General features: G+C 44.6%; 14 protein-coding genes. 12 read left to right on the top strand and 2 right to left on the bottom strand.

The annotated features are described in order from the left end of the window. Positions 1-259 precede the first annotated feature (259 nt). Positions 260-5428 (bottom strand): PAS domain S-box protein, encoded by a 5169-nt coding sequence (locus tag QT973_RS19220; RefSeq protein WP_333391977.1) that lies wholly within the window; start codon positions 5426-5428, stop codon positions 260-262. Between the two features lie 641 nt (positions 5429-6069). Between QT973_RS19220 and QT973_RS19215 the strand changes: the two genes are divergently transcribed. Beyond that, entirely contained in the window at positions 6070-6909 is an 840-nt protein-coding gene (locus QT973_RS19215) for a glycosyltransferase (RefSeq protein ID WP_333391975.1), read from the top strand. A 97-nt stretch (positions 6910-7006) separates the two neighbouring features. Here the strand turns inward: QT973_RS19215 and gloB are convergent, their stop codons facing one another. Further along, on the bottom strand, positions 7007-7780 hold the full coding sequence (gene gloB / locus QT973_RS19210; protein ID WP_333053828.1) for a hydroxyacylglutathione hydrolase: 774 nt from the start codon (positions 7778-7780) through the stop codon (positions 7007-7009). Between the two features lie 253 nt (positions 7781-8033). On the opposite strand from gloB, the gene QT973_RS19205 reads away from it, so the two are divergent. The 11 genes from QT973_RS19205 to QT973_RS19155 all read left to right on the top strand — a co-directional run bounded on the left by QT973_RS19205 (position 8034) and on the right by QT973_RS19155 (position 20291). Continuing rightward, a complete protein-coding gene (locus QT973_RS19205; protein WP_190659093.1) occupies positions 8034-8237 on the top strand; it encodes a hypothetical protein in 204 nt (67 codons plus the stop codon). Positions 8238-8437: 200 nt separating this feature from the next. Beyond that, the gene (galE, locus tag QT973_RS19200; RefSeq protein WP_333053827.1) at positions 8438-9436 is read left to right on the top strand and encodes a UDP-glucose 4-epimerase GalE; all 999 of its coding nucleotides are present in this window, start codon (positions 8438-8440) and stop codon (positions 9434-9436) included. Next, complete coding sequence (locus tag QT973_RS19195) at positions 9402-10277, top strand: hypothetical protein (RefSeq protein WP_333313290.1); 876 nt, start codon at positions 9402-9404, stop codon at positions 10275-10277. The genes galE and QT973_RS19195 overlap by 35 nt, the downstream gene beginning before the upstream one ends. Before the next feature lie 9 nt (positions 10278-10286). After that, on the top strand, positions 10287-11105 hold the full coding sequence (locus QT973_RS19190; RefSeq protein ID WP_333053825.1) for a hypothetical protein: 819 nt from the start codon (positions 10287-10289) through the stop codon (positions 11103-11105). A 279-nt stretch (positions 11106-11384) separates the two neighbouring features. Beyond that, the gene (locus QT973_RS19185) at positions 11385-12536 is read left to right on the top strand and encodes a glycosyltransferase family 4 protein (RefSeq protein ID WP_333053824.1); all 1152 of its coding nucleotides are present in this window, start codon (positions 11385-11387) and stop codon (positions 12534-12536) included. 92 nt (positions 12537-12628) lie between these two features. Next, positions 12629-14632, top strand: coding sequence for an ABC transporter ATP-binding protein (locus QT973_RS19180; RefSeq protein WP_333053823.1), 2004 nt, complete (start codon positions 12629-12631; stop codon positions 14630-14632). A 232-nt stretch (positions 14633-14864) separates the two neighbouring features. Then, positions 14865-16106, top strand: coding sequence for a glycosyltransferase family 4 protein (locus tag QT973_RS19175; RefSeq protein WP_333272742.1), 1242 nt, complete (start codon positions 14865-14867; stop codon positions 16104-16106). A gap of 143 nt (positions 16107-16249) precedes the next feature. After that, positions 16250-17200: a glycosyltransferase family 10 domain-containing protein gene (locus QT973_RS19170; protein ID WP_333391973.1), complete on the top strand. Its 951-nt coding sequence runs from the start codon at positions 16250-16252 to the stop codon at positions 17198-17200. Positions 17201-17211: 11 nt separating this feature from the next. Continuing rightward, the gene (locus tag QT973_RS19165) at positions 17212-18312 is read left to right on the top strand and encodes a formylglycine-generating enzyme family protein (RefSeq protein WP_333053820.1); all 1101 of its coding nucleotides are present in this window, start codon (positions 17212-17214) and stop codon (positions 18310-18312) included. Positions 18313-18447: 135 nt separating this feature from the next. Beyond that, the gene (locus tag QT973_RS19160) at positions 18448-19422 is read left to right on the top strand and encodes an Npun_R2821/Npun_R2822 family protein (RefSeq protein WP_333053819.1); all 975 of its coding nucleotides are present in this window, start codon (positions 18448-18450) and stop codon (positions 19420-19422) included. Further along, positions 19419-20291, top strand: coding sequence for an Npun_R2821/Npun_R2822 family protein (locus QT973_RS19155; RefSeq protein ID WP_333053818.1), 873 nt, complete (start codon positions 19419-19421; stop codon positions 20289-20291). Before QT973_RS19160 ends, QT973_RS19155 begins: the two co-directional genes overlap by 4 nt. The last annotated feature ends 174 nt before the right edge of the window (positions 20292-20465 follow it).

Raw genomic sequence — 20465 nt, 5'->3', positions numbered from 1 at the left:
TGTGGGGTTTTAACTGCAACTTTTTATAATAGCGAAGTTTTAGGGGCGATCGCAAGGGAGTTCGGCAACGGATTATGTAGCGGATGTAAGGGATTTAACGGATTTAATGGATGGATGTTGAGATTCGAGGTTCGAGATTCGACGTTCGAGGGAAGAAACAGGGATAATATTTTTAAGGGGCAAATTCAGTTTGAAATTACGCAAAACGCGGGTGCTGTAATGAGCTAAATCAACTACAGTGCCATGTCTTACCGATCGCTCAGGCTTTATTTTCAAGGCGCTCACGGGCGATCGATCGCGCTACAGTAGCAACTAACTGGGTCGAATTGATCGGCTTGGCTAAGTGTTTGTCAAATCCGGCTTGCAAAATTTGGCGCTCGTTGGCTTCTCCAGCATAGGCCGTTAAGGCGATCGCCAACAACTGCCGATACTCAGGCGCAAGCTGAGTGCGGATGCGATGGATCAACATATATCCGTCCATCTGGGGCATTCCGATGTCGCTGACGAGCAAATCCGGTGCAGTTTGTTCGATCGACTCTAGCGCCTCAGCAGCAGATGACAGGGAAATCACCTCTGCACCCGCTTCCTCAAGCACGAAAGCCACAAAATCTCGCGAGTCGAGTTCATCATCTACCACCAAAATTCTCAATCCAGCTAGGGGCAAGGATGAGAGAGCGGGACAAGCAGACCAATTGAGGGCTTCATCCTCCTGCCTTCTAGAATCATCATTTAATAGCGGTAATCTCACCGTAAACGTCGCTCCTTGACCTTCTCCTGCGCTTTCTGCAAACACCGTTCCGCCGTGAAGTTCGATCAGTTGGCGAACGATCGCCAATCCCAGTCCCAAGCCGCCAAATTTGCGAGTTGTTGCGCCATCTTCTTGTCGGAAATGGTCAAAAACATAAGGCAAGAAATCGGGAAGAATACCTTTACCCGTGTCCGTAACTTTAATTTGAGCTTGGTGTTCGATTTGCCCTAATCGAACTTCTACTCGACCGCCTTCTGGCGTGAATTTCACAGCATTTGATAACAAATTCCACACAATTTGTTGCAAGCGACTTGTATCACCGAGAACTTGCCCGACATCGGGATTTAAGATTGTTTGGATTTGAATTTTTTTAGCTTCCGCTGCTAATTGCACGGTTTCCACAGCAGATGGAATAATGGTTGCCAGATTCATTGGAGCAACATTCAATCTGAGTTTTCCTTGCAGAATCCGAGATACGTCAAGCAAGTCTTCGATTAATTGAGATTGCAGTCTGGCGTTGCGCTCAATAGTCTCAAAAGCTTTGGCACTTTGACTGGCGTTCAGCTTGCCGCCGACGAGCAGTTGCGACCAGCCTAAAATCGGATTCAGGGGCGATCGCAACTCGTGAGAAAGCACAGCCAGAAACTCATCTTTAATGCGGTTAGCTCGCTCGGCTTCCGTGCGGGCAGTTTGTTCTAATTGGAGAACTATATCACGGTCGGTTTCCACTTGTTTGCGTTCTGTAATGTCGATTACAGAGCCGATATAACCCTCAAATTGTCCGCTTTCGGAAAATCTGGGAGCCGCCGCATCGATCGCCCAAGAATATCCGCCATCCTTGCGCCCGACGCGATATTCAACGCTGTACCGTTCCTGGCGTTCCTTGGCGGTAAAAAATGCGTTCTTGACCTGTTCGCGGTCTTCTGGATGCAGCGCGTTTATCCAACCCAATCCTAAACCTGTTTCCTCAGTTTGACCTGTGAATTCATACCAGGTTTCGCTCAAGAAAGTGCAATAGCCTGTGGAGTCTGTTACCCATACCATAAAAGGAGCATTGTTAGCCATAGTGCGGAATCGTTCTTCGCTTTCTTGCAGCGCTGCTTCTGCTTGTTTGCGTTCTGTGATATCCCGACAGACAATCACTCCGCCTTTGATTTCGTTGCTAATATCAACTACCGGATAACCGCTGATACTGATCCAGCGACCTTCGGTATCTTGGCGACGGACAAATACCTCTACATCATTGACATATTCACCTTTTATTGCTCTGGCTAGAGGTAGTTCAGCGGCGGGGAAAAGGGTTTTTTGGTCTGCCAAAAATAGTCCGTAGGTGTTCGACCATTCCTCACAAGATTTTTCATTCGATAGCTGACCGAATACCCCCACTGCGGCTTGGTTAAACAACACAAACTCCCCTTGTTGGTTTGCCAAAATTAAACCATCGCCAATGCTGTCAATGATGACTTGCAGTAACTTAGTTTGTTCTTCCCGGGCGACTTCGGCTCGTTTGCGATTTGTGATTTCGCTGGAGATGCCAATCAGGCCGATGACTTCTCCCGCCTGATTGCGGTAGGGAGCTTTCATTACCAGAAATGTGCGAATGCCATCGTGAGATTCTTCGAGGACTTCTGTTTGTCCCGACTCCATAATCCGCCGATCGTTTTCCGTGACTGCGACTGCAAGTTCTGTTACTGGGTATAAATCGATATCGCGACCACCAATTACTTCAGAAGCAGATTTGCCCATTATTTCCAGCGTGGCTGGATTGGCATAAATAATCCGTCCTTCTCGATCTTTGACAAAAATGGGCGTGGGTGCTGACTCGTTAATTACGTTCAAAATCGCATTTTTTTGTCGCAGTTCTTCTTCCGTGCGTTTGCGATCGCTAATATCGCTCCAATAAGCCGTAAGTCCTTCGGCCGCAGGATAGGCGCTCACTTCTATATACATTTGGAGCGAGGGCGAGAACTCTTCAAACTTGACAGAAACTTGTTCGGAAACAACTCGATGAAATTCTTGATATGCCCTTGAATTGGATTCTTTCTCGGCGGGGAATACCTCCCAGATCGATCGACCTAGCAAGTCGTTTCTCGATCGAGAAAGCAGTTTTTCTGCTGTGGCATTAACGTAGGTAAAGCGCCATTGTGAATCGATCGCGATAAAGGCATCGGTAATACTTTCTATAATATTGCTGACTTGTTGGTTGGCCCCAGAGAGCGCGAGTTCAGCGTTTTTGCGTTCGGTGATGATTTCGCAAAAAATCATGATGCCGCCAATCTCATTAGTGTTGGTTCGCCAAGGGTGAATTTCCCAGCGCACCCAGTCGATCGAGCCATCAGGGCGGGGAAACTGCTCTTCAGGGCAGGTTTCGACTGCTCCCGCCAGACAGCGCTGGTGGATTTGTTTGAAATGATCGGGCAAATTGGGAAAGATGTCGTAGTGCGATCGGCCCACAATGTTTTGAGTGCCGAGCCCGTAACTTGCCAGCCAGCGGTCGCTCACCAGCATATACCGCATCTGGCAGTCAAACATCGCCACCCCCGCAGGCGAATGTTTGACGAACAGTCGCAGTTGCTCGGACTGTTGCTGCAGCAGATTCTCCGATTGTTTGCGATCGCTGATGTCTTTGAAAAGTATGGCAACTTTGCGGCTGTCCGGCTCAGGAGTGCGGAACGCCGAAACCTCAAACCAGCGGTTCATGGCTTCCGAGCCGTGTTCAAAGCGCAATGGTTCCCCCGTGAGCGCGACTTTGCCGTACATCTCAAACCAATAATTTTCGTGATTTGGAAGGAGCTGTCGCACCGTTTTACCTGTAGCTTGTTCGAGTCCGGTTTGTTTCACAAAAGCAGGATTGACTTCCAAAAAGCGGTAATCGATCGGCTTTTCGTTGGCGTCAAACAGCATTTCGATGACGCAAAAACCTTCGTCTAGGGACTCAAACAAAGTGCGATAGCGTTCCTCGGAACGACCCAAAGCAGCAAGAGCTTGTTTGCGATCGCTAATATCCATAAACGCCGCCACACAGCCGCGAACTGCGCCCTCTTCGTCAAATAACGGCACCGCATTCACCAACCAATCAAAGGCTACCCCGTCCTCGCGCACCATTTGAATTTCCACATCTCGCACTTGGACGCCGGAAGCCGCAGCTAGTTGCATTGGGAGTTGTTCTCCTGGAATTTCTTCTCCGTTGCGGAATCGTCTAAAGGGAAGGGTTGCGGCTTGCTCTCCGGTTCCAGAAACATTGGTATCCGGCGGCACTTTCAACATCGACTGGGCAAATCGGTTAGCGCGAATTACTTTACACTGTGGGTCGCGGGCGATCGTAATGCCAACGGGTACAGCATCAAGTATCGATTCCAGTTCATTGACTCGTCGCTCTAGTTCTTGGTTGAGCCGTTCAATTTCTTTTTTAGTAGCTTTGCGATCGGTAATTTCTAGCACCGTCACATTCACTCCCAAAACGCGATCGTCCTCGGCCCTGAGTGGATAGACACTCAACAGCCAATCGCGATCGACTCCCGGCTGTGCTGAGTTCGTCCTGCTAAGTTCGAGCTGTTGAAGTGGAACTTTAGTTTCAATAACTTGTCGGTAAAGTGGCTCTAAATCATCTGCCATTTCTGGCAAGATTTCGCGCAATGTTTTGCCGATGTGGGCGGCGGCTGGAACTCCGTTTATTTCTGCTAGCCGATCGTTGATGCGGACAAACCGCAACTCGGTATCGAGGAAGCAAAGTCCGATCGGCGCACTAGCATAAATCGCCTCGATTTCTGTTAGTTGTTGCTGCGAAGTTTGTGCTTGTTTAATTGAATCAGCCCGATCCGCTTTCTGCTCGGTGACATCTTGAAAATAAACGGCAAGTCCCGATGGGATGAGATAAGCTCGTACCGCATACCAAGCATTGAGTGGCGGATCAAAAAATTCAAAACTCACCGTAATTTGTTCCCGAACAGGCAAGATGCCTGTTCCACAAGAAGAAAATTCATCTTTTGTGAAACGGGCATCTTGCCCGTTCTTGAGAATGGTGCAAGATGCGATCTCAAACAAACTGCCCACTGATTCGGGAAACTCTTCCCAAATGCTGTTGCCAATCAAATCTTTCGAGGGTCGATTCAGCCACCGCGCCGCTTGCGAATTGAGGTAGGTAAATCGCCAGTCTCGATCCAAAGCAAAGAACCCGTCCGAAATACTTTCGAGGGTGTCTGACAGTTGGGCCGCGGGCGCGTTACAGACTGGTTCGGGTTGAGGCTGAGCGATAGGAGTGAAGGTTGTTACTACCGCATAGGGAGTCGATCGATCTCCCTGAAATAAAGGTTGAGAATTGAGCGTCAACCAAATCAATTCTCCCTGTGGCCGCTCAAAGCCCATGATGACATTTGAGGATGGTTGCCCGGTTTGCAGCGCCACCATCGCCGGATGCGTCTCGCCGGGAAAATCCGAGCCATCTTCACGCAGAGTCTGCCAGCGACTGTTGATTGAAGTGCATAAGAGCATCTGTTCTGCTGTCATCCCCAACAGCTCCTGGGCGTGACAATTGCACCCCTGAATGCTACCATCTGCCAATTGCAGAACCATCCCTACATCAGTTGGCAAAGGCGGGGCTGGGTAAAACGCTTTGTTAGAATCCGTTGAAACAGAGGGGTCGATTTTTGCTTGGGGTTCAGTATTGCGTGGGTTTTGCATCGGTTTCTAACAACGATCATTTTACTTTTGGAAAAGCAAATCGCGCTCAATAATAGGGAAATAACCAGAGGAACTTTTGACTTGAGCAGGGTGACACTTCAAACCTAAGATGGATGTCGATCGTTCTGCGGTAATAATATCGATATCTAGACAATTTATTTTATCGTAGAGTCCCACGTCTGAACCATTTGCGGGATTCGGCAGAGGCGACGGGGAATTTTCTGGCTGTTTCAAATACCAGGTTAGTCCGTCTCATCAGTTTTCCGTGTTGCTGCATATTACCCATTGCTGTTGCTGGTTTTCGCGCGAACAGATGGCACTTGCACACAGATAAATAAGTAGATTAAGCTGGAAAATAAATAAGCCCTCTCTTGCAGCGAGTGAAACGAAGCAATCGCTCTGGTTACGCCCGCGTTACCTTCTGTTACATTGTGGTAAACTTTATTTGCGCCTACCTACTTAAAAACCCGGTTTCTTTGCGTAAACCAGATGGTAAATTTAGGCAAGGTTCTGTTCGTCTCAACGGTAAACGGGCGATCGTATTTACCCAATACAGGGCAGCCTGCTTCCTCCCGTGCCGACGTTTGTGTCAAGTTTGACCGCGCGCCTTTTACCTTTGTTAATTTCACAAACTTAATCCTATGCACATATTCACCGCCGGCGATCGCAACTATATTCTGGGGTTGGCAGCACTTCTTAAGTCTATAGATTTGAATGTTAGTAAATCGGGACAGGAGCAGGTAAAAATTACCATTGTATCTACCGGCATAGCTCCACAGCAAAAGGAACAGTTACAGAATTGCTGCAAATACCAGATTGAATGGCAAGAATTGCAATCTAGTTACGACCAACTTCTTTCTCTGTCAGGTTCTAAACTTGCTTACGTTAAATTGCAGCCTGAAAAATATACCAAGGAAACAGAAAGGCTGATTTGGCTCGACAGCGACACGATCGTTCTGGGAAGTTTAGAGCCACTGTGGAACCTCGATCTTCAAACAATGCCGATAGCAGCCGCACCCAATGTCTGGGGAAATACGAACAATTCTCAAGATCGAAACCCTTATTTCAATACGGGTGTTTTAGTTTACAACATGAAGCTTTGGGAGGAAGAGCAACTGTCCGAAAAGTTGATGGAAAACGCTCGATTAAACCTTTGGGGGGATCACGATCAGGGTGCATTAAATTCTGTTTTAGCGGGAAGGTGGAAGCAATTAGACCAAATCTGGAACAACCACAAGACTGATGATATGTCAAGTAAAGTGATGCACTTTATGTCAAGACCGAAACCGTGGGAAAGCTCAACCCCCAATCAATTATGGCTCGATATGTTGTCTCAGACACCGTTTAAGGACGAAGTGGAAAAAATTCCCAAGAATTTTAATTGGTTGTCGAGATTTAAGATAAAATACAGAGCATTTGGCCAGTGGTTGAGGGAACCGACAACCAAGTTTAAGAGTTACCTGAAGAAACAAAAACGTTAAGGTCAATCAATTTTAGATTTTAGATTTTAGATTTTAGAATTGAAGCATTGACTTGCGCGAGATGAATCACGTGGCGGGTATCCTGGATGCGAGGGGGTCAAAATTGGTCTTTCATGCCGCGCAATCGAGCGAAGGTTTGCACTGGATCGGAGGTGTTGGTGGCTGATTGGAGGTTGGGAAAATCCCAGCGCAAAAATGGGTTTGTGCTTTTTTCGATGCCGATCGATGATGGTATTGTAGGTTGCGATCGACTGCGCGCTTCCTTGACTTCGGCGAAGCGCTGCTGTAAATCGGGATTGTCGCCATCCACACTCAAGGCAAATTGCAGGTTGTTCAGCGTGTATTCGTGGGCGCACCAGACTCTCGTACTATCGGGCAGGTTTCGGAGTTGCCGCAGAGAGGCTAACATTTGGGCGGGAGTGCCTTCTTTGAGCCTGCCGCAGCCGCCGGCAAATAAGGTGTCGCCGCAAAACAATTCGCCGGTTTCGCTGGGGTTGCTGGGGGGGAAATAGTAGGCGATGTGAGCTTTTGTGTGGCCGGGTAGGAAGAAGACTTCGGCGGTTCTGTTGGCGAAAGAAACTCGATCGCCCGCTTGTAAAAACACTTGCTGTCCGGGTATTCTGCCTCTATCTTCTGCGCCACCATAAACTTTAATTTGGGGAAAGCGATCGATCAGTTCCTGATTGCCGCCTACGTGGTCGCTGTGGTGGTGGGTAATGAAAATTGCGGTTAATTCGGCTCCGAGCGATCGCAGTTGCTCTAATACTGGCTGCGATCGTGCTGGATCGACGACTGCTGCGGTGTGGCGATCGGGGTCGTGCAGTAAAAAAATGTAATTGTCGGACAGTACCGGAAGCCGATAAACCTGCATAGAAAAGTGCCTCTCTCGGAAAAATATTATATAATTAAGTTACTCTGAACGCTATCCGAAGGCTGATTGCAGATTTATTAAGTCCGCATATCTATCTTGGGATGTAAAACTTGGGATGTAAAACTTGGGATGTAAAACTCGGATACGTTATTTCTGCTGTGCCAGCAAATTGATTTGCGGTCGAGTACGCACCATTTTTGAGTCAATAACTACAATCGGCTTTAACTATTTTGGCATAAAAGCGATCGAATAAATGCGAACATCTCACAACAAATCAAACTTAACAATTTCTCAAAAAGTCGATCGGATTGTAGCGTCTGGTAAGATAACTCGCAGGGAACACTTAGTTTTGACTTCGGCTATCCTGTCAGATGATAAAATTTCAGAAGAGGATCGACATCAAATCAATCGGATATTTGATTATATCCAAATTGGTCGCCTCAAGTTTATCGATTGAAAACAAAGACTTGCACAGTCAGCATCTATCTGGAGTATAAAAAGCGTTTTTTAGGAGTGCGATCGTCCCGTCGGGCACAGCAAAGCCTATATATTTCGCTTGAATTCTCCGGCTCACGCGGAGTGTGAAGGCGTCAGTTGTGGCAGTCTCAAATTAACAAGGCTCTTAGCAATCCCAGCTACAAAAACAGGCAGAATAAAATGAGTGCAGACAAACCAACTATTTTGGTGACGGGCGGAGCTGGATATATTGGCTCTCACGCAGTATTAGCGCTGAAAAACGCCGGTTACGGTGTGGTGATTTTGGATAATTTAGTTTACGGTCACAGAGATTTAGTAGATCGGGCTTTGCAGGTGGAGTTGGTAGTTGGCGACACGAACGATCGCACTCTTCTCGATAACTTGTTTGCTACGCACAAGATTGATGCGGTAATGCACTTTTCGGCTTACGCTTACGTGGGCGAATCTGTTACCGACCCAGCTAAATATTATCGCAACAATGTCATCGGCACTATTACGCTTTTGGAAGCAATGATCGCTGCTGACGTGAAGAAATTTGTGTTTTCTTCTACTTGCGCGACTTACGGTGTACCGCAGAAAATCCCGCTCACAGAAGACCACCCGCAAAACCCGATCAATCCCTACGGTGCTACTAAGTTAATGGTAGAACGGATTTTGTCGGATTTTGACGCTGCGTATGATTTCAAGTCTGTTTGTTTCCGCTATTTTAACGCGGCTGGGGCTGACCCGAACGGGTTGTTAGGAGAGGATCACAATCCAGAAACTCACCTGATCCCGCTGGTGTTGTTCGCGGCTTTGGGTAAACGAGATTCGATCGCGATTTTTGGCACGGATTACGATACTCCTGACGGTACTTGCATTCGGGATTACATTCACGTTAACGATTTGGCATCTGCTCACATTTTGGGATTAGAATATTTGCTAAATGGTGGCAAATCAGATTTTTTTAATTTGGGCAATGGGGGCGGGTTTTCGGTGAAAGAGGTGATAGAAACGGCTCGCCAAGTGACTGGAAAAGAGATTAAGGCTGTTGAGTGCGATCGGCGTCCAGGAGACCCGCCTGCTTTAGTTGGCAGCAGCAAAAAGGCGATCGAAATCTTGGGTTGGTCTCCAGAATATCCCGACATTAAGGATATTATCTCCCATGCTTGGCAGTGGCATCAAAAGCGTCACACTTAGCATAAAGTCAAATAAAAAAAGTGCAAAAATTGAGTCTAAAATAATGTTAAACAGTCACAAAGATTTTTGTTTTTGCACCTTAGCTTTTGGGAAAAAGTATTGCGAATTAGCCAAACAACTAGCAGCAGACTTAGAAACTCATTCTCTAGGGACGATGCTAGTTGTTTGTACTGACTACCCAAATGACTTTCAGAATTTGACGAATGTTTTCGCTTTTAAAAAAAGTCGCGAAGGTGTAGATTATTGTTATAATGATAAACGATTTGCACTAAAAAAAGCCTTAGAATTATTCCGAGTGGCAATCTTTGTGGATGCAGATACAAGAATCATAGGAAAAGTGCCGGAGAGAGAATGGATGTCAGGAATTACTTGTAAAGGGTTTATTCCCATTCTAGAACATCCACCTAATCAATCTTTGCCAGGTAGAAAAGAGGCAATTGATAAATTAGCAAAAAAGCTAGAAATACCATTGGAACCTGTAAGTTTTGTTCAAGAAAATTTGTTCGTAATTGCGAGAGACAATGGGAAAGAAATTCAGTTTATTCAAGAATGGGGAAAGATTGGAAGATTTTTTGAAGTGCAAAAAGTCAAAACAAAAGACGGTAATCCCATTGGGTTAGCAACTGCTAAAGTTGGGTGGAATATTCGTAATGACGGGTGGCAGGAACTCGCTCAAAGTATGGAGCATTCTTTTGCTCATTGGGACTGGCAAAAAAATCAAGTAAGAACCTTTTGGGATAAAGTTTGGGATAAATTGCAGTTTGAGCATTGGCAATATCTCTATAGGTTATTAAAAACACAGTTAATTGCCTTATTAAATTTCAATTTTTACTATCGCTAGAGAAAAGAGATGTATAGAGGATTTATCACCATTTTAATTGGATTGTACTCATTTCAAGACTGCATACATTTTCTAGCTTCAGTCAGGAAGTTTCACCGCGAACCAATTATTATTTTAATAGATAGAGTCCCTCTAATTTTATATCCTTTACTTCAGGTGTTTGGAAATGTCATATTGAAACCTGCACCGTCTCACGAAAATCCTGTTTTAGCGTCGCGGCTAGCTAAGCTGGCTTTGTATCAACAATCTCCTTTTGAGAAAACTATTTATCTGGACTGCGATATTTGTTTGCTATCGCCAATATATGAAGTTTTTGACTATCTTGATGAAGTAGATTTGCTGATAACAGAAGATGTGCAGCCTGCGATTGCTAAAGCTGCAAATTTATTAAGAGTCAAGCAGGATATTCTGTCAACTTTGCAGTCTGTCGGGTTGCCGCTAAATGAAAATAGCGTTCAATACAATGGCGGATTTATCGGTTTTACGAAAAGCAGTAAAACTCAGGAATTGTTTATAAACTTTAAGAAATATTTCGAGATGGTAGTGGCGCATCAAAATGTGCTACTGTTGAAAGACCAGGGAGCTTTTGCGGCGGCTGTTGAATCAGTGAAACCGAAAATGACAACTTTGTCCCCGGTTTACAACTACTTGGATAAGTGGAAAGATGTTTATACGATCGACAAACCGATTAAAGTAATGCACTGCACTTATCCTTACCGCCCTCAGTACGCGAAGAACGTGACGCGATCGCTCTTTACTAGAATAGTCGATCGCACGGCTAAAATATTTTTACCAAATCAACTTAACAATCCCTGGCGTTTAAAATAATTAAAGTTTGTTGGCAAACTGCATCAAAAGCAACAAAGTTTTGCCCAAACACAAAAAAATTAGCCTCAACATATCCGAAAATTTACCTAGAAGAATTATTGCTGGCTTGAATAACAGTCTTGGGTTCATTATTGTGTTTTTTTACCAAAAGACGCGTTGCTGCCCTTTCCCGTGGTTAAAAACCTGGTTGCTTTGGTCGGGAGTGCGTGAGTCCCCATCGCCTTGACAAAAGCTCGGTTAAGCAGGAAAATTAAACAAATGTTTTAAACAAAATACTCAGTGAAAGTTTCATTAGTAGTGAGCGATTTGTCAGGAGGAGGTGCAATTCGTGCTTTTTTATTAGCTCAAGTCTTGATAGAGCTTAAATGTGATGTAGAAGTTGTTGGATTTCAGTTTGGCAAGGAATTGTACGCTACTCCTCCCAGAGACATCCCGGTATGTGCGATACCGGGGAAAAATTATCCGGGGTTTTTAATGGATGCTCAAAAACTTTGGAAAAAAATAGATGGGGATATTATTTATGCAGTTAAACCTAAACCTACAAGCTTTGGATTATCACTGCTAAAAAAACTGGCGACTCGCCACTCTATAATTTTAGATATAGACGACTGGGAACTGAGCTGGTACGGGGGAGATGAATGGCAATACCGTCCCTCTTTCAAACAACTTTATCGAGATATTTTTAAACATAACGGTCAATTGAGAGAACCAGATCATCCCCTCTATCTCAAGTGGATGGAAGGTCTCATTCACCGTGCGGATGCAGTCACCGTTGATACTGAGTTTTTACAACAGCGTTTTGGTGGTGTATATTTGCCTAATGGTAAGGATACTGCAATGTTCGACCCTGCTAAATACAATCCTGAATTGAGCAGACAGCGTTACGGCTTGTCCGGGTATAGAATCTTAATGTTTCCCGGTGCGCCGCGACCTCACAAAGGTGTTGAGGATGTTTTGATGGCCCTCGAACAGTTAAATGAACCCGATTTAAAATTAGCGATCGTCGGCGGGAGTCCTTATGATGATTATGATGATAAACTTGTGAAACAATGGGGACGTTGGATTATTAAACTGCCAAGGTTTCCAGTGGAGACGATGCCGTCGGTTGTAGCGGCGGCTCATGTTGTCGTTGTTCCTCAGCGAGAAACTCTCACAGCCGTGGCTCAGTTTCCGCTCAAGCTGACAGATGGTATGGCAATGGCTAAGCCTGTTTTATCTACGCGAGTGGGGGATATTCCATCAATTTTAGGAGGAACGGGTTATTTAGTCGATCCGAGTTCTCTCGCTCAAATTTCACAAAAAATTCAATGGATATTTCAAAATTTGACAGCGGCTAATTTACAAGGAATGAAAGCTAGGGAAAGATGTGTGAAAAAATATAGTATTCAAGCAATGAAACCGATACTTTCAGAGATAATCGCAGGTATGTAAATGTTATTTTAAAACGACTCAATGGAGGAAGAAAAGCTGGCTGTTATTAAAGAATATTTTAAGATGCCGTACTGTTTAGCTGGGAATGCTTCATGTCTGCCAATAAGCTACTCCTAAAATTTGCCAGACGATATCCCGGCAGGATTCTCTTAACTGTGATGCTGGGCTTTTCTGGCGCTTTATTCAACGGTATCAGCACTACTCTGATTGTACCAGTGCTTTTAAGTTTTTTAGAGGAAACTATCGAGCTGCGGGGTGCTCCACCTCTAATTAAAACTTTGATGTATCCCTTTGAGGGAATGCCCGGAAATCAGCGTTTAATGTTGATGACCGGGGCGGTTGTGCTGGCAATTTTTTTAAAAAATGTTGCGAGTTATATCAATACTTTAGTAGCTACTTCTCTGACGCGCTCTCTGACTTTTGATTTGCGAGAAGCAGGTTTGCGGTTGTTGTTAGAAGTAGATTTAGATTTTTACTCTAAAACAAAAGTCGGGGATTTAATTAATAGATTGGGCGGAGAGATTGGTCGGACTGCTAGTGCAGTTGGTACGGCCATCGGAATGTTTACTACGTCAATCACGGTTTTGGTGTTTCTGGGCCTGCTACTTTCTATCTCGTGGAAACTGACGGTGACAGCTACAGTTTTGCTGGCGTTAGTTGCTTGGGCAAATCAATATATTATTAACCGTTCCAAGCATTTTGGCCACCTGCTTTCTGAAATGTCGAAAGATTATTCGGTTAGGGTGCTGGAAACCATTACGGGGATTCGGCTCGTCAAGTCAACTGGGAACGAGGAAAGGGAGTATCAGCGGATCAAGTATTTAATTCAAAGGCGAGAACAAGCGGATTTTCAGGCTCAGGTAAATTATGCGGCGATCGCCCCAATTAACGAAGTTGTTAATTTGATAGTTATAATTCTGATTGTATTTATAGGCCGCACCATATTTGCGAATGAGATAGAGTCTATTGCTACAATTTTATTAACCTACTTATTGGTACTTTTTAGGTTAATTCCTTTAATTTCACAGTTGAATAGCGGGCGCAGTCAATTTGCTAATACGTCGGCTAGTGTAGAGGTGGTTAATGATTTTTTGAGCTGCGAGGACAAGCCATTTATGCTGAACGGTTCTGTGCCTTACACTCATTTGCGATCGGGAATTCATTTTAATAAAATATCTTTTAGTTATCCCAATCACAAGAATTTAGTTCTGCAAGGAATTGATTTATTTCTACCTCACGGCACTACTTTAGCTTTGGTAGGAACTTCGGGTTCTGGCAAATCAACTTTGGCAGATTTACTGCCGAGATTTTACGATCCAACTGAAGGTCATATCTCGATCGATGGTAGAGATTTGCGCGAATTTGAGCTGAAAAGTCTCAGACAAGCGATGGGTATTGTTAGCCAAGATACGTTTTTGTTTAATGCTTCAGTGCGCGAAAATATTGCTTACGCTAGGCCTCAAGCGACTGAGGAAGAAATTGTGGAAGCGGCGAAGGGAGCTAATGCTTACGAGTTTATCCAACTGTTGCCGGAGGGGTTGGATACTCAAATTGGCGATCGGGGCGTGATTTTATCGGGAGGGCAGCGTCAGAGAATTTCAATTGCTAGAGCCCTGCTGCAAAACCCGGAAATCTTAATTTTAGATGAGGCAACGAGTTCGCTGGATACGGTTTCGGAAAGGTACGTACAAGCGGCGATCGAGAAATTGAGTTGCGATCGCACCACCTTAGTCATCGCCCACCGCCTCTCCACAGTCCAAAAAGCCAACAAAATCGCCGTGATCGATCGCGGGCAAGTAGTAGAAATGGGTTCCCACGAAGAATTGCTAGCAAAAGGAGGATACTACACTCGCTTGTATTCAGTGCAATTTGCCGAAGAAACCGCTCGCGATGAAGCTCTAATTAGAGGTTCTTACGAAATTCGCACCCGCCTGACTCCCATGATAGCTTACCTCAAATTGCTAGTAGATGAAATGGTAGACTCTCCCGAAGAAAGAGACGAATTAATCAGAGAATCATTTCATTCTGCTGCTAATATTTTCACTACTTTAGAATTTATAGAAAATACTATTAAGCGTCAGGCAGTTAAAAAGTAGTCATTAGTCAACAGTCTGCACAGTCAACAATTACCAATTACCAATTACCAATTACCAATTACCAATTACCAATTACCAATTATATCATGTCCGGTCAATTAACCATGATTCCTGTAGGGGCGGGTTCACCAAGATATTGAATAAAAACGGGAAAATCTGTAAACCCGCCCCGGCCTTTAATCGCGGTCAATCGATCGGACATGATATTACCATTTACTAACTACCAATTACCATGTCTAAATATTATGTATTTTTTACCAGAAATATCTTGCCGCAACCCAATGTAGCAAGCTTAGTTCAAGTTGCACACTCTGCCAATGCCGCAGCAAATCTCGGTTTACCAGCAGTTTTGGTATATCTCCGCAAAGGCTGGAGTGCTTTGAATCCAGTTGATTGGCTTTTTCCTTTTCAACCCAGGAAACCCGATGACAAACTTGCCAAAATTTACAATATTCAAGATAAATTAAAAGTAGCAGATTTACCGATGCCGTGGCCGATCGACCTTTGCGACAGCAAGTGGACGAGTGCGAGTACAATAGTATCAAAATACTACTTACCGATTCACCTGCTTAAATCGACTCAAATTGTCCACAGCCGCGACTGGAACTTTGTCAAAGCTGCCATTAAAAACGGTATTCCCGCTATCTACGAACAGCACCACCATGAAAACAAGCAATTTGAATCAGAAATTATCCGCAATCCTCTGTTTCAGATTTCCGTAACTGTTGCCCATACTGTCCGAGACAGCATGATTAAGAATGGAATGCCGCCGGAAAAAGTAATTACACTGCACAATGGTTTTAACCATTTGTTTCTCGCGAGACAAACAGAAGCAGCCCAGAATTGGCGACAGCAATTATTAGAAGATGACAGACGGCATTTAGCAGTTTATGCAGGGGGACTTTACCCGTTTAAAGGTGTCGATATGTTGGTGGATGTGGCTAAGGAATTGCCGCTGGTTCAATTTGCGATCGCCGGCGGTGATTCATCCCAAGTAACAGCCTACCAGCAATTAGCCAAATCCAAGCAAGTTAACAACATTAAATTTCTCGGCTACCTCCCTCAAAATCAACTAGCTAGCTTGCTGCAAGCAGCCGATGTTTTGACTCACCCGCACTGTTTGACAGAAGCCGCGACATTCACATCTCCTTTAAAATTCTTTGATTACATGGCATCGGGAACCCCGATTGTAGCGACGGAGATTGCGTCTTTAATGGAATTTAAATCGGGAAATATAGCAGCAACTTGGTGCGAACCGGATAACCCGCACCAGTTCGCGCAAAGCATTCGAGATTGTTTAACCGAATATCCGAGGAAAACCGAAGGTTATGCAGAAACAATGGATTTTGTCAAGCAATTTTCGTGGGAAAACAGGATCGAGAGAATTATGGGTTATGTGGATCAGCAAGTGCGATATCCGATAATTCAAAATTCCGTAGGGGCGGGTTTTACCAACAATCATCGCCTCAAATAAACAATCTCATAAACCCGCCCTGCCAAAAGCAAAAACCACATTTAAAATCCGTAGGGGCGGGTTTTACCAACCATAATCGCCTCAAATAAAAAATCTCATAAACCCGCCCCGCCCACACGCAAAAACCAGATTTATTATTAGATATGAACCCAAAAATCATCGGCACAATCACCACCTATCCAGGCATGAGTCAAAGCGACTGGCTGTGGCAACAAACCTCCCAAAACTTCGGCAACTGGGGCAACATTCAAATGCTCGCCAACCACCCCGAACCAGACTTTTTACTCATGTATCAATTCGACTTTCCCCAACCTTCCAAACAGCAATCCTGGCTCGACAAAATCCGCCGTCCAAGCCCCAGAAATCCCGAAAACGACATTCGAGAAAAATTGCGCGGTGTCCCCAAGGAACGCATAATTTACCTGATCCGCGAGCCGCCATTACCAGAAGTAATTGAGATTACCAAAGCCAACTACGAACAAGCCAAACTTTATTGCGGTTACGTTTCCGGGCCCGACGATTTCGCACCAAAACCCGATTATATGCCCGCGATTTGGTATCACTCTAACTCGTTTCGAGAACTAGATGAAATGCCGGCGCCGCCGAAAACTAAATCCTGTTCTTGGATTACTTCAGGTGTTAGCCGCACCGCCAATCACCGCCACAGATTAGACTTTATCAAATTGCTGCAAGCACAAGAATTAGACTTTGACCTTTACGGGCGAAACTTGCCAACTTGGGCGCGCGGAAACGGCACTATGAACAATAAATGGCACGCCGTCGCACCATACTATTACAACTTAGCTATTGAAAATTATGCCGAAAACGATTGGTATGTCAGCGAGAAGCTTTGGGATGCTTTGTTAGCTTGGTGTTTGCCAATTTATTACGGCGGTTCGGCGGCCGATAAGTTGTTGCCGGCGGGGAGTTTTCTGCGGCTGCCGAGTTTGGATGAGAAAGGAGTAGAATTTATTAAAGAGGTTGTAGCTACGCCGGATTATTGGCATGAAGCGAGGGAAAAAATTGCTGAAGCCAGACAAATCATTCTCCACGAATTAAACTTGCTCAATTGGCTGTCTAACTTTGCATCTTAGGAAATAGCGCCATGACAGAAAACCAAAATCAACCCAGAGAATACGATGCCGTACTCGGCGGTCAAAATCCTCCCCCCATAGGTGCTGCTGTTTTAGGTGGGATTCCCGGCGTTAAGAGTCGTTTGGCTTCACCGATTCTTGAGGTAAAAATTGCTGCACTATCTGAAGCGCTCAAATATGGAGATGCAGGTTTAGATTTAATAATTGGGGCACTGCAAGATGGATCAATGGCGGTGAAGTTTGCCGCCTATTCGCTGCTGAGAAATAGAGATGAGGAGAAGATTCAACAACATTTACGTAGCTCTTTTGAATTTGATGTTATCGCAGTCGATGCTACAGGAAAGGAAAACAGCCGTAGTCAGTTCTTTGCTCGCTTCTTCCCTGAAGACTTAGGGAACTCAGTTGTGCTCGAAATGGTATCGATTCCCGACGGGGTATTTATGATGGGTTCGCCAGAAACAGAAGAAGGTAGAAAAGAGAGGGAAAGTCCGCAGCATCAAGTAAAAGTACCCGCTTTTTTTGCTGGTAAGTATCCCATCACCGAAGCACAGTGGCGAGCAGTGATGGAAAAAAATCCATCGGTTGTCAAAGGTGAAAAACGTCCTGTAATAGGTGTGTCGTGGCAAGATGCCGTCAAATTCTGCGACAAACTCTCAGAAAAAACCGGGAAAAAATATCGCCTCCTGAGTGAAGCAGAATGGGAATACGCCTGTCGTGGGGGTACAACAGGGCCATTTCATTTTGGGGAAACCATTACCATAGAATTAGTCAACCATGACAAATACCCTGCCTACGCAAACGCTCCCCCCACAGACTCTTATCATCGCAGCCGAGAAACAACGGATGTCGGGAGTTTTACCCCCAATGCCTTTGGACTGTACGATATGCACGGCAATGTTTGGGAGTGGTGCAGCGATACCTGGCACGAAAACTATAACGGTGCACCAACTGACGGAAGTTCTTGGGAAACTGGCGCAAATGATAAACGTATGCAGCGTGGCGGTTCCTGGGAATATTCTGCGGTATATTGCCGCAGTGCCACTCGTCTTAGATATTCGGCTAGCTTCCGGGCTATAGACGTTGGTTTTCGCGTGGCTTGTGTTTTAGCGTAGTCTCTCGTTTTCGGTTTGTAGTATCCGGCGATGATTTTTATGTCTTGTCATTTTTGCCCGATGCCGATAGACTTTTATTTGAAAGCTTTAAATCGTGATTAATCGAGCGGACACGATATAATTGAGCAACTATATATGAATGGAATTTGCACGCTAGCCAACGATACAGTTTACGACCAACTAATTGCCTTGCTCAACAGTATTGAAGTTATCTTAGGCTCAACTATTCCCGTCTGTATTTATCCTTTCGACGACCAAATAGAGCAAATCAAAGCAGAAATTGTCAACCGTCCCAACGTCTTTATTTATGAAGATAGCGCATCAATCCAGCGATGGGATAAATTCATGCAAGCAGCCGCACCAGAGCGTTTGAATCGCAAAAAATTCCGGCTTTACGGCGCACATCGGCGCTTTTGCGCTTTCGACGGCCCGTTTGAAAATTTTATCTATATGGATGCGGATACTTTGGTGATGAATTCCCTTGATGCGGTTTTTCAGAAGTTAGAGGAATCGGATTTTGTGGTTTATGATTTTCAATTTCGAGCTCCAACTAAAGTATACAATATTAAGTCGCCGAAACTGCTCGAAGTTTTTGAGCAAAATCGGATAGACTCGGAAATATTTTGTTCGGGATTTTACGCCAGCAAGCAAGGATTGTTTGAGCAAGATACTAGGGAATGGCTGTTAGCTCAACTGCAATCGGGCGAGGCGGAAATTCTCTATAAAGGTGCGGGAGAACAGCCGTTGCTCAATTATATGGTGATGAAAACGGGGATGAATAGCTATAATTTTGCTTATAGCCTCCCGGATGGCGAAAAAACTGGGTGCAGTGTCACTTCTAAACATTTTGAAGAGCAAGATCAGATTTTGTACGACAAGGGAAACCGACTTACTTACATTCATTATATTGGTGTGCCGCCGGATTTAATTCGGAGAGTTTGTGCGGGGGAAAATATTGAGTTTCCCTATCGCGATTTGTTCCTGCATTACCGCTATCTCCGCGAACCGTCAAAGCGTCCGATTTTTGCCCAAGCGCCCAAGTCTTATACTGAGGTTTCTGGGGCGAATTTGTTAACCAGGGTATTGAGAAGGTTGAGGATAAATGTATGAATCGCGGTATTTATATTGTTGCGAATGATAAGGTGATCGAAAGTGCGATCGCCCTTCTAAACAGCATACGTCTGTACAATTGTCAAGTACCTGTTTTTCTGATTCCCTTCGACGACAATTATCAGCAAGTCGCAGCCGCACTCAGCAGTCTCCACGGTGTGCAATTGTTCCCAAATCTGGAGTTTGTGGAACAGTTTACCAGAGAAATTGGCCAAATGTTCGATCGCAACTTTTTAGCCCTCCCCAACAAAATGCGAAAACTCGCCGCCTGGTTTGGCCCCCTTGACGAATTTCTGTACATCGATACCGATATCATCGTCTTTGAAGATATCGCAGCCAACTTAAACAAACTATCAGAAGTAGACTTTTTTTGCTGCGACTATCACCACCTCAGCGAAAAACTGCGAAATGTATTTTCACCCGCTGTAAAAGAACAAAATATCTTTACAGACTCACAGCTTCAAGATGTATTCAACAGCGGCTTTTGGGCTTCGAGAAAAGGAACGATTACAGAATCGCAAATGTATGAAATTTTGCAAGAATGTTCGCAGCATCGAGAATATTTTGACTTTACTCAAAATGTCACCGATCAACCTATACTAAATTATATCATTCTTAAACTGATTCCCAAACGCTGCAACCTGGTTAAAGATTCAGCAACCGAACCTGGAAGCTGGGCTGGTTCTAAACATTTTCAAGAAATAGATTATGTTCTTTATGACAAAGGCAAAAGGTTAAAATATATTCACTGGGCTGGAATACCGATTAAATCGGGTAGTCCTTATTGGCAACTTTGGAAACATTATCGTTATCTCAATGAGGAAAAACCAAATTTAGTGCAAAAAATATTTCTGGCTTTCAGTAGGTGAGGATAAACTCATATGTTGTATCATTATCAACAAGCTTGGAAGAACAGGCAAGATGCCTGTTCCACAATTCCTAAATTTGGTGGTGTTTTTGACACCAAACAAGCTTGGAAGAACAGGCAAGATGCCTGTTCCACAATTCCTAAATTTGGTGGTGTTTTTGACACCAAACAAGCT

The sequence above is a fragment of the Microcoleus sp. Z1_A1 genome (genome assembly GCF_036700305.1).
Taxonomy (GTDB): Bacteria; Cyanobacteriota; Cyanobacteriia; order Cyanobacteriales; family Microcoleaceae; genus Microcoleus.
Note: the sequence above shows the minus strand (reverse complement) of the source record. Positions and strands in the feature narration are given on the sequence as shown.

Bases quoted from the DNA above. Each gene is read 5' to 3' on its own strand.
- QT973_RS19220 (WP_333391977.1), bottom strand. From the start codon at position 5,428: ATGCAAAACCCACGCAATACTGAACCCCAAGCAAAAATCGACCCCTCT.
- QT973_RS19215 (WP_333391975.1), top strand. From the start codon at position 6,070: ATGCACATATTCACCGCCGGCGATCGCAACTATATTCTGGGGTTGGCA.
- gloB (WP_333053828.1), bottom strand. From the start codon at position 7,780: ATGCAGGTTTATCGGCTTCCGGTACTGTCCGACAATTACATTTTTTTA.
- QT973_RS19205 (WP_190659093.1), top strand. From the start codon at position 8,034: ATGCGAACATCTCACAACAAATCAAACTTAACAATTTCTCAAAAAGTC.
- galE (WP_333053827.1), top strand. From the start codon at position 8,438: ATGAGTGCAGACAAACCAACTATTTTGGTGACGGGCGGAGCTGGATAT.
- QT973_RS19195 (WP_333313290.1), top strand. From the start codon at position 9,402: ATGCTTGGCAGTGGCATCAAAAGCGTCACACTTAGCATAAAGTCAAAT.
- QT973_RS19190 (WP_333053825.1), top strand. From the start codon at position 10,287: ATGTATAGAGGATTTATCACCATTTTAATTGGATTGTACTCATTTCAA.
- QT973_RS19180 (WP_333053823.1), top strand. From the start codon at position 12,629: ATGTCTGCCAATAAGCTACTCCTAAAATTTGCCAGACGATATCCCGGC.
- QT973_RS19175 (WP_333272742.1), top strand. From the start codon at position 14,865: ATGTCTAAATATTATGTATTTTTTACCAGAAATATCTTGCCGCAACCC.
- QT973_RS19170 (WP_333391973.1), top strand. From the start codon at position 16,250: ATGAACCCAAAAATCATCGGCACAATCACCACCTATCCAGGCATGAGT.
- QT973_RS19165 (WP_333053820.1), top strand. From the start codon at position 17,212: ATGACAGAAAACCAAAATCAACCCAGAGAATACGATGCCGTACTCGGC.
- QT973_RS19160 (WP_333053819.1), top strand. From the start codon at position 18,448: ATGAATGGAATTTGCACGCTAGCCAACGATACAGTTTACGACCAACTA.
- QT973_RS19155 (WP_333053818.1), top strand. From the start codon at position 19,419: ATGAATCGCGGTATTTATATTGTTGCGAATGATAAGGTGATCGAAAGT.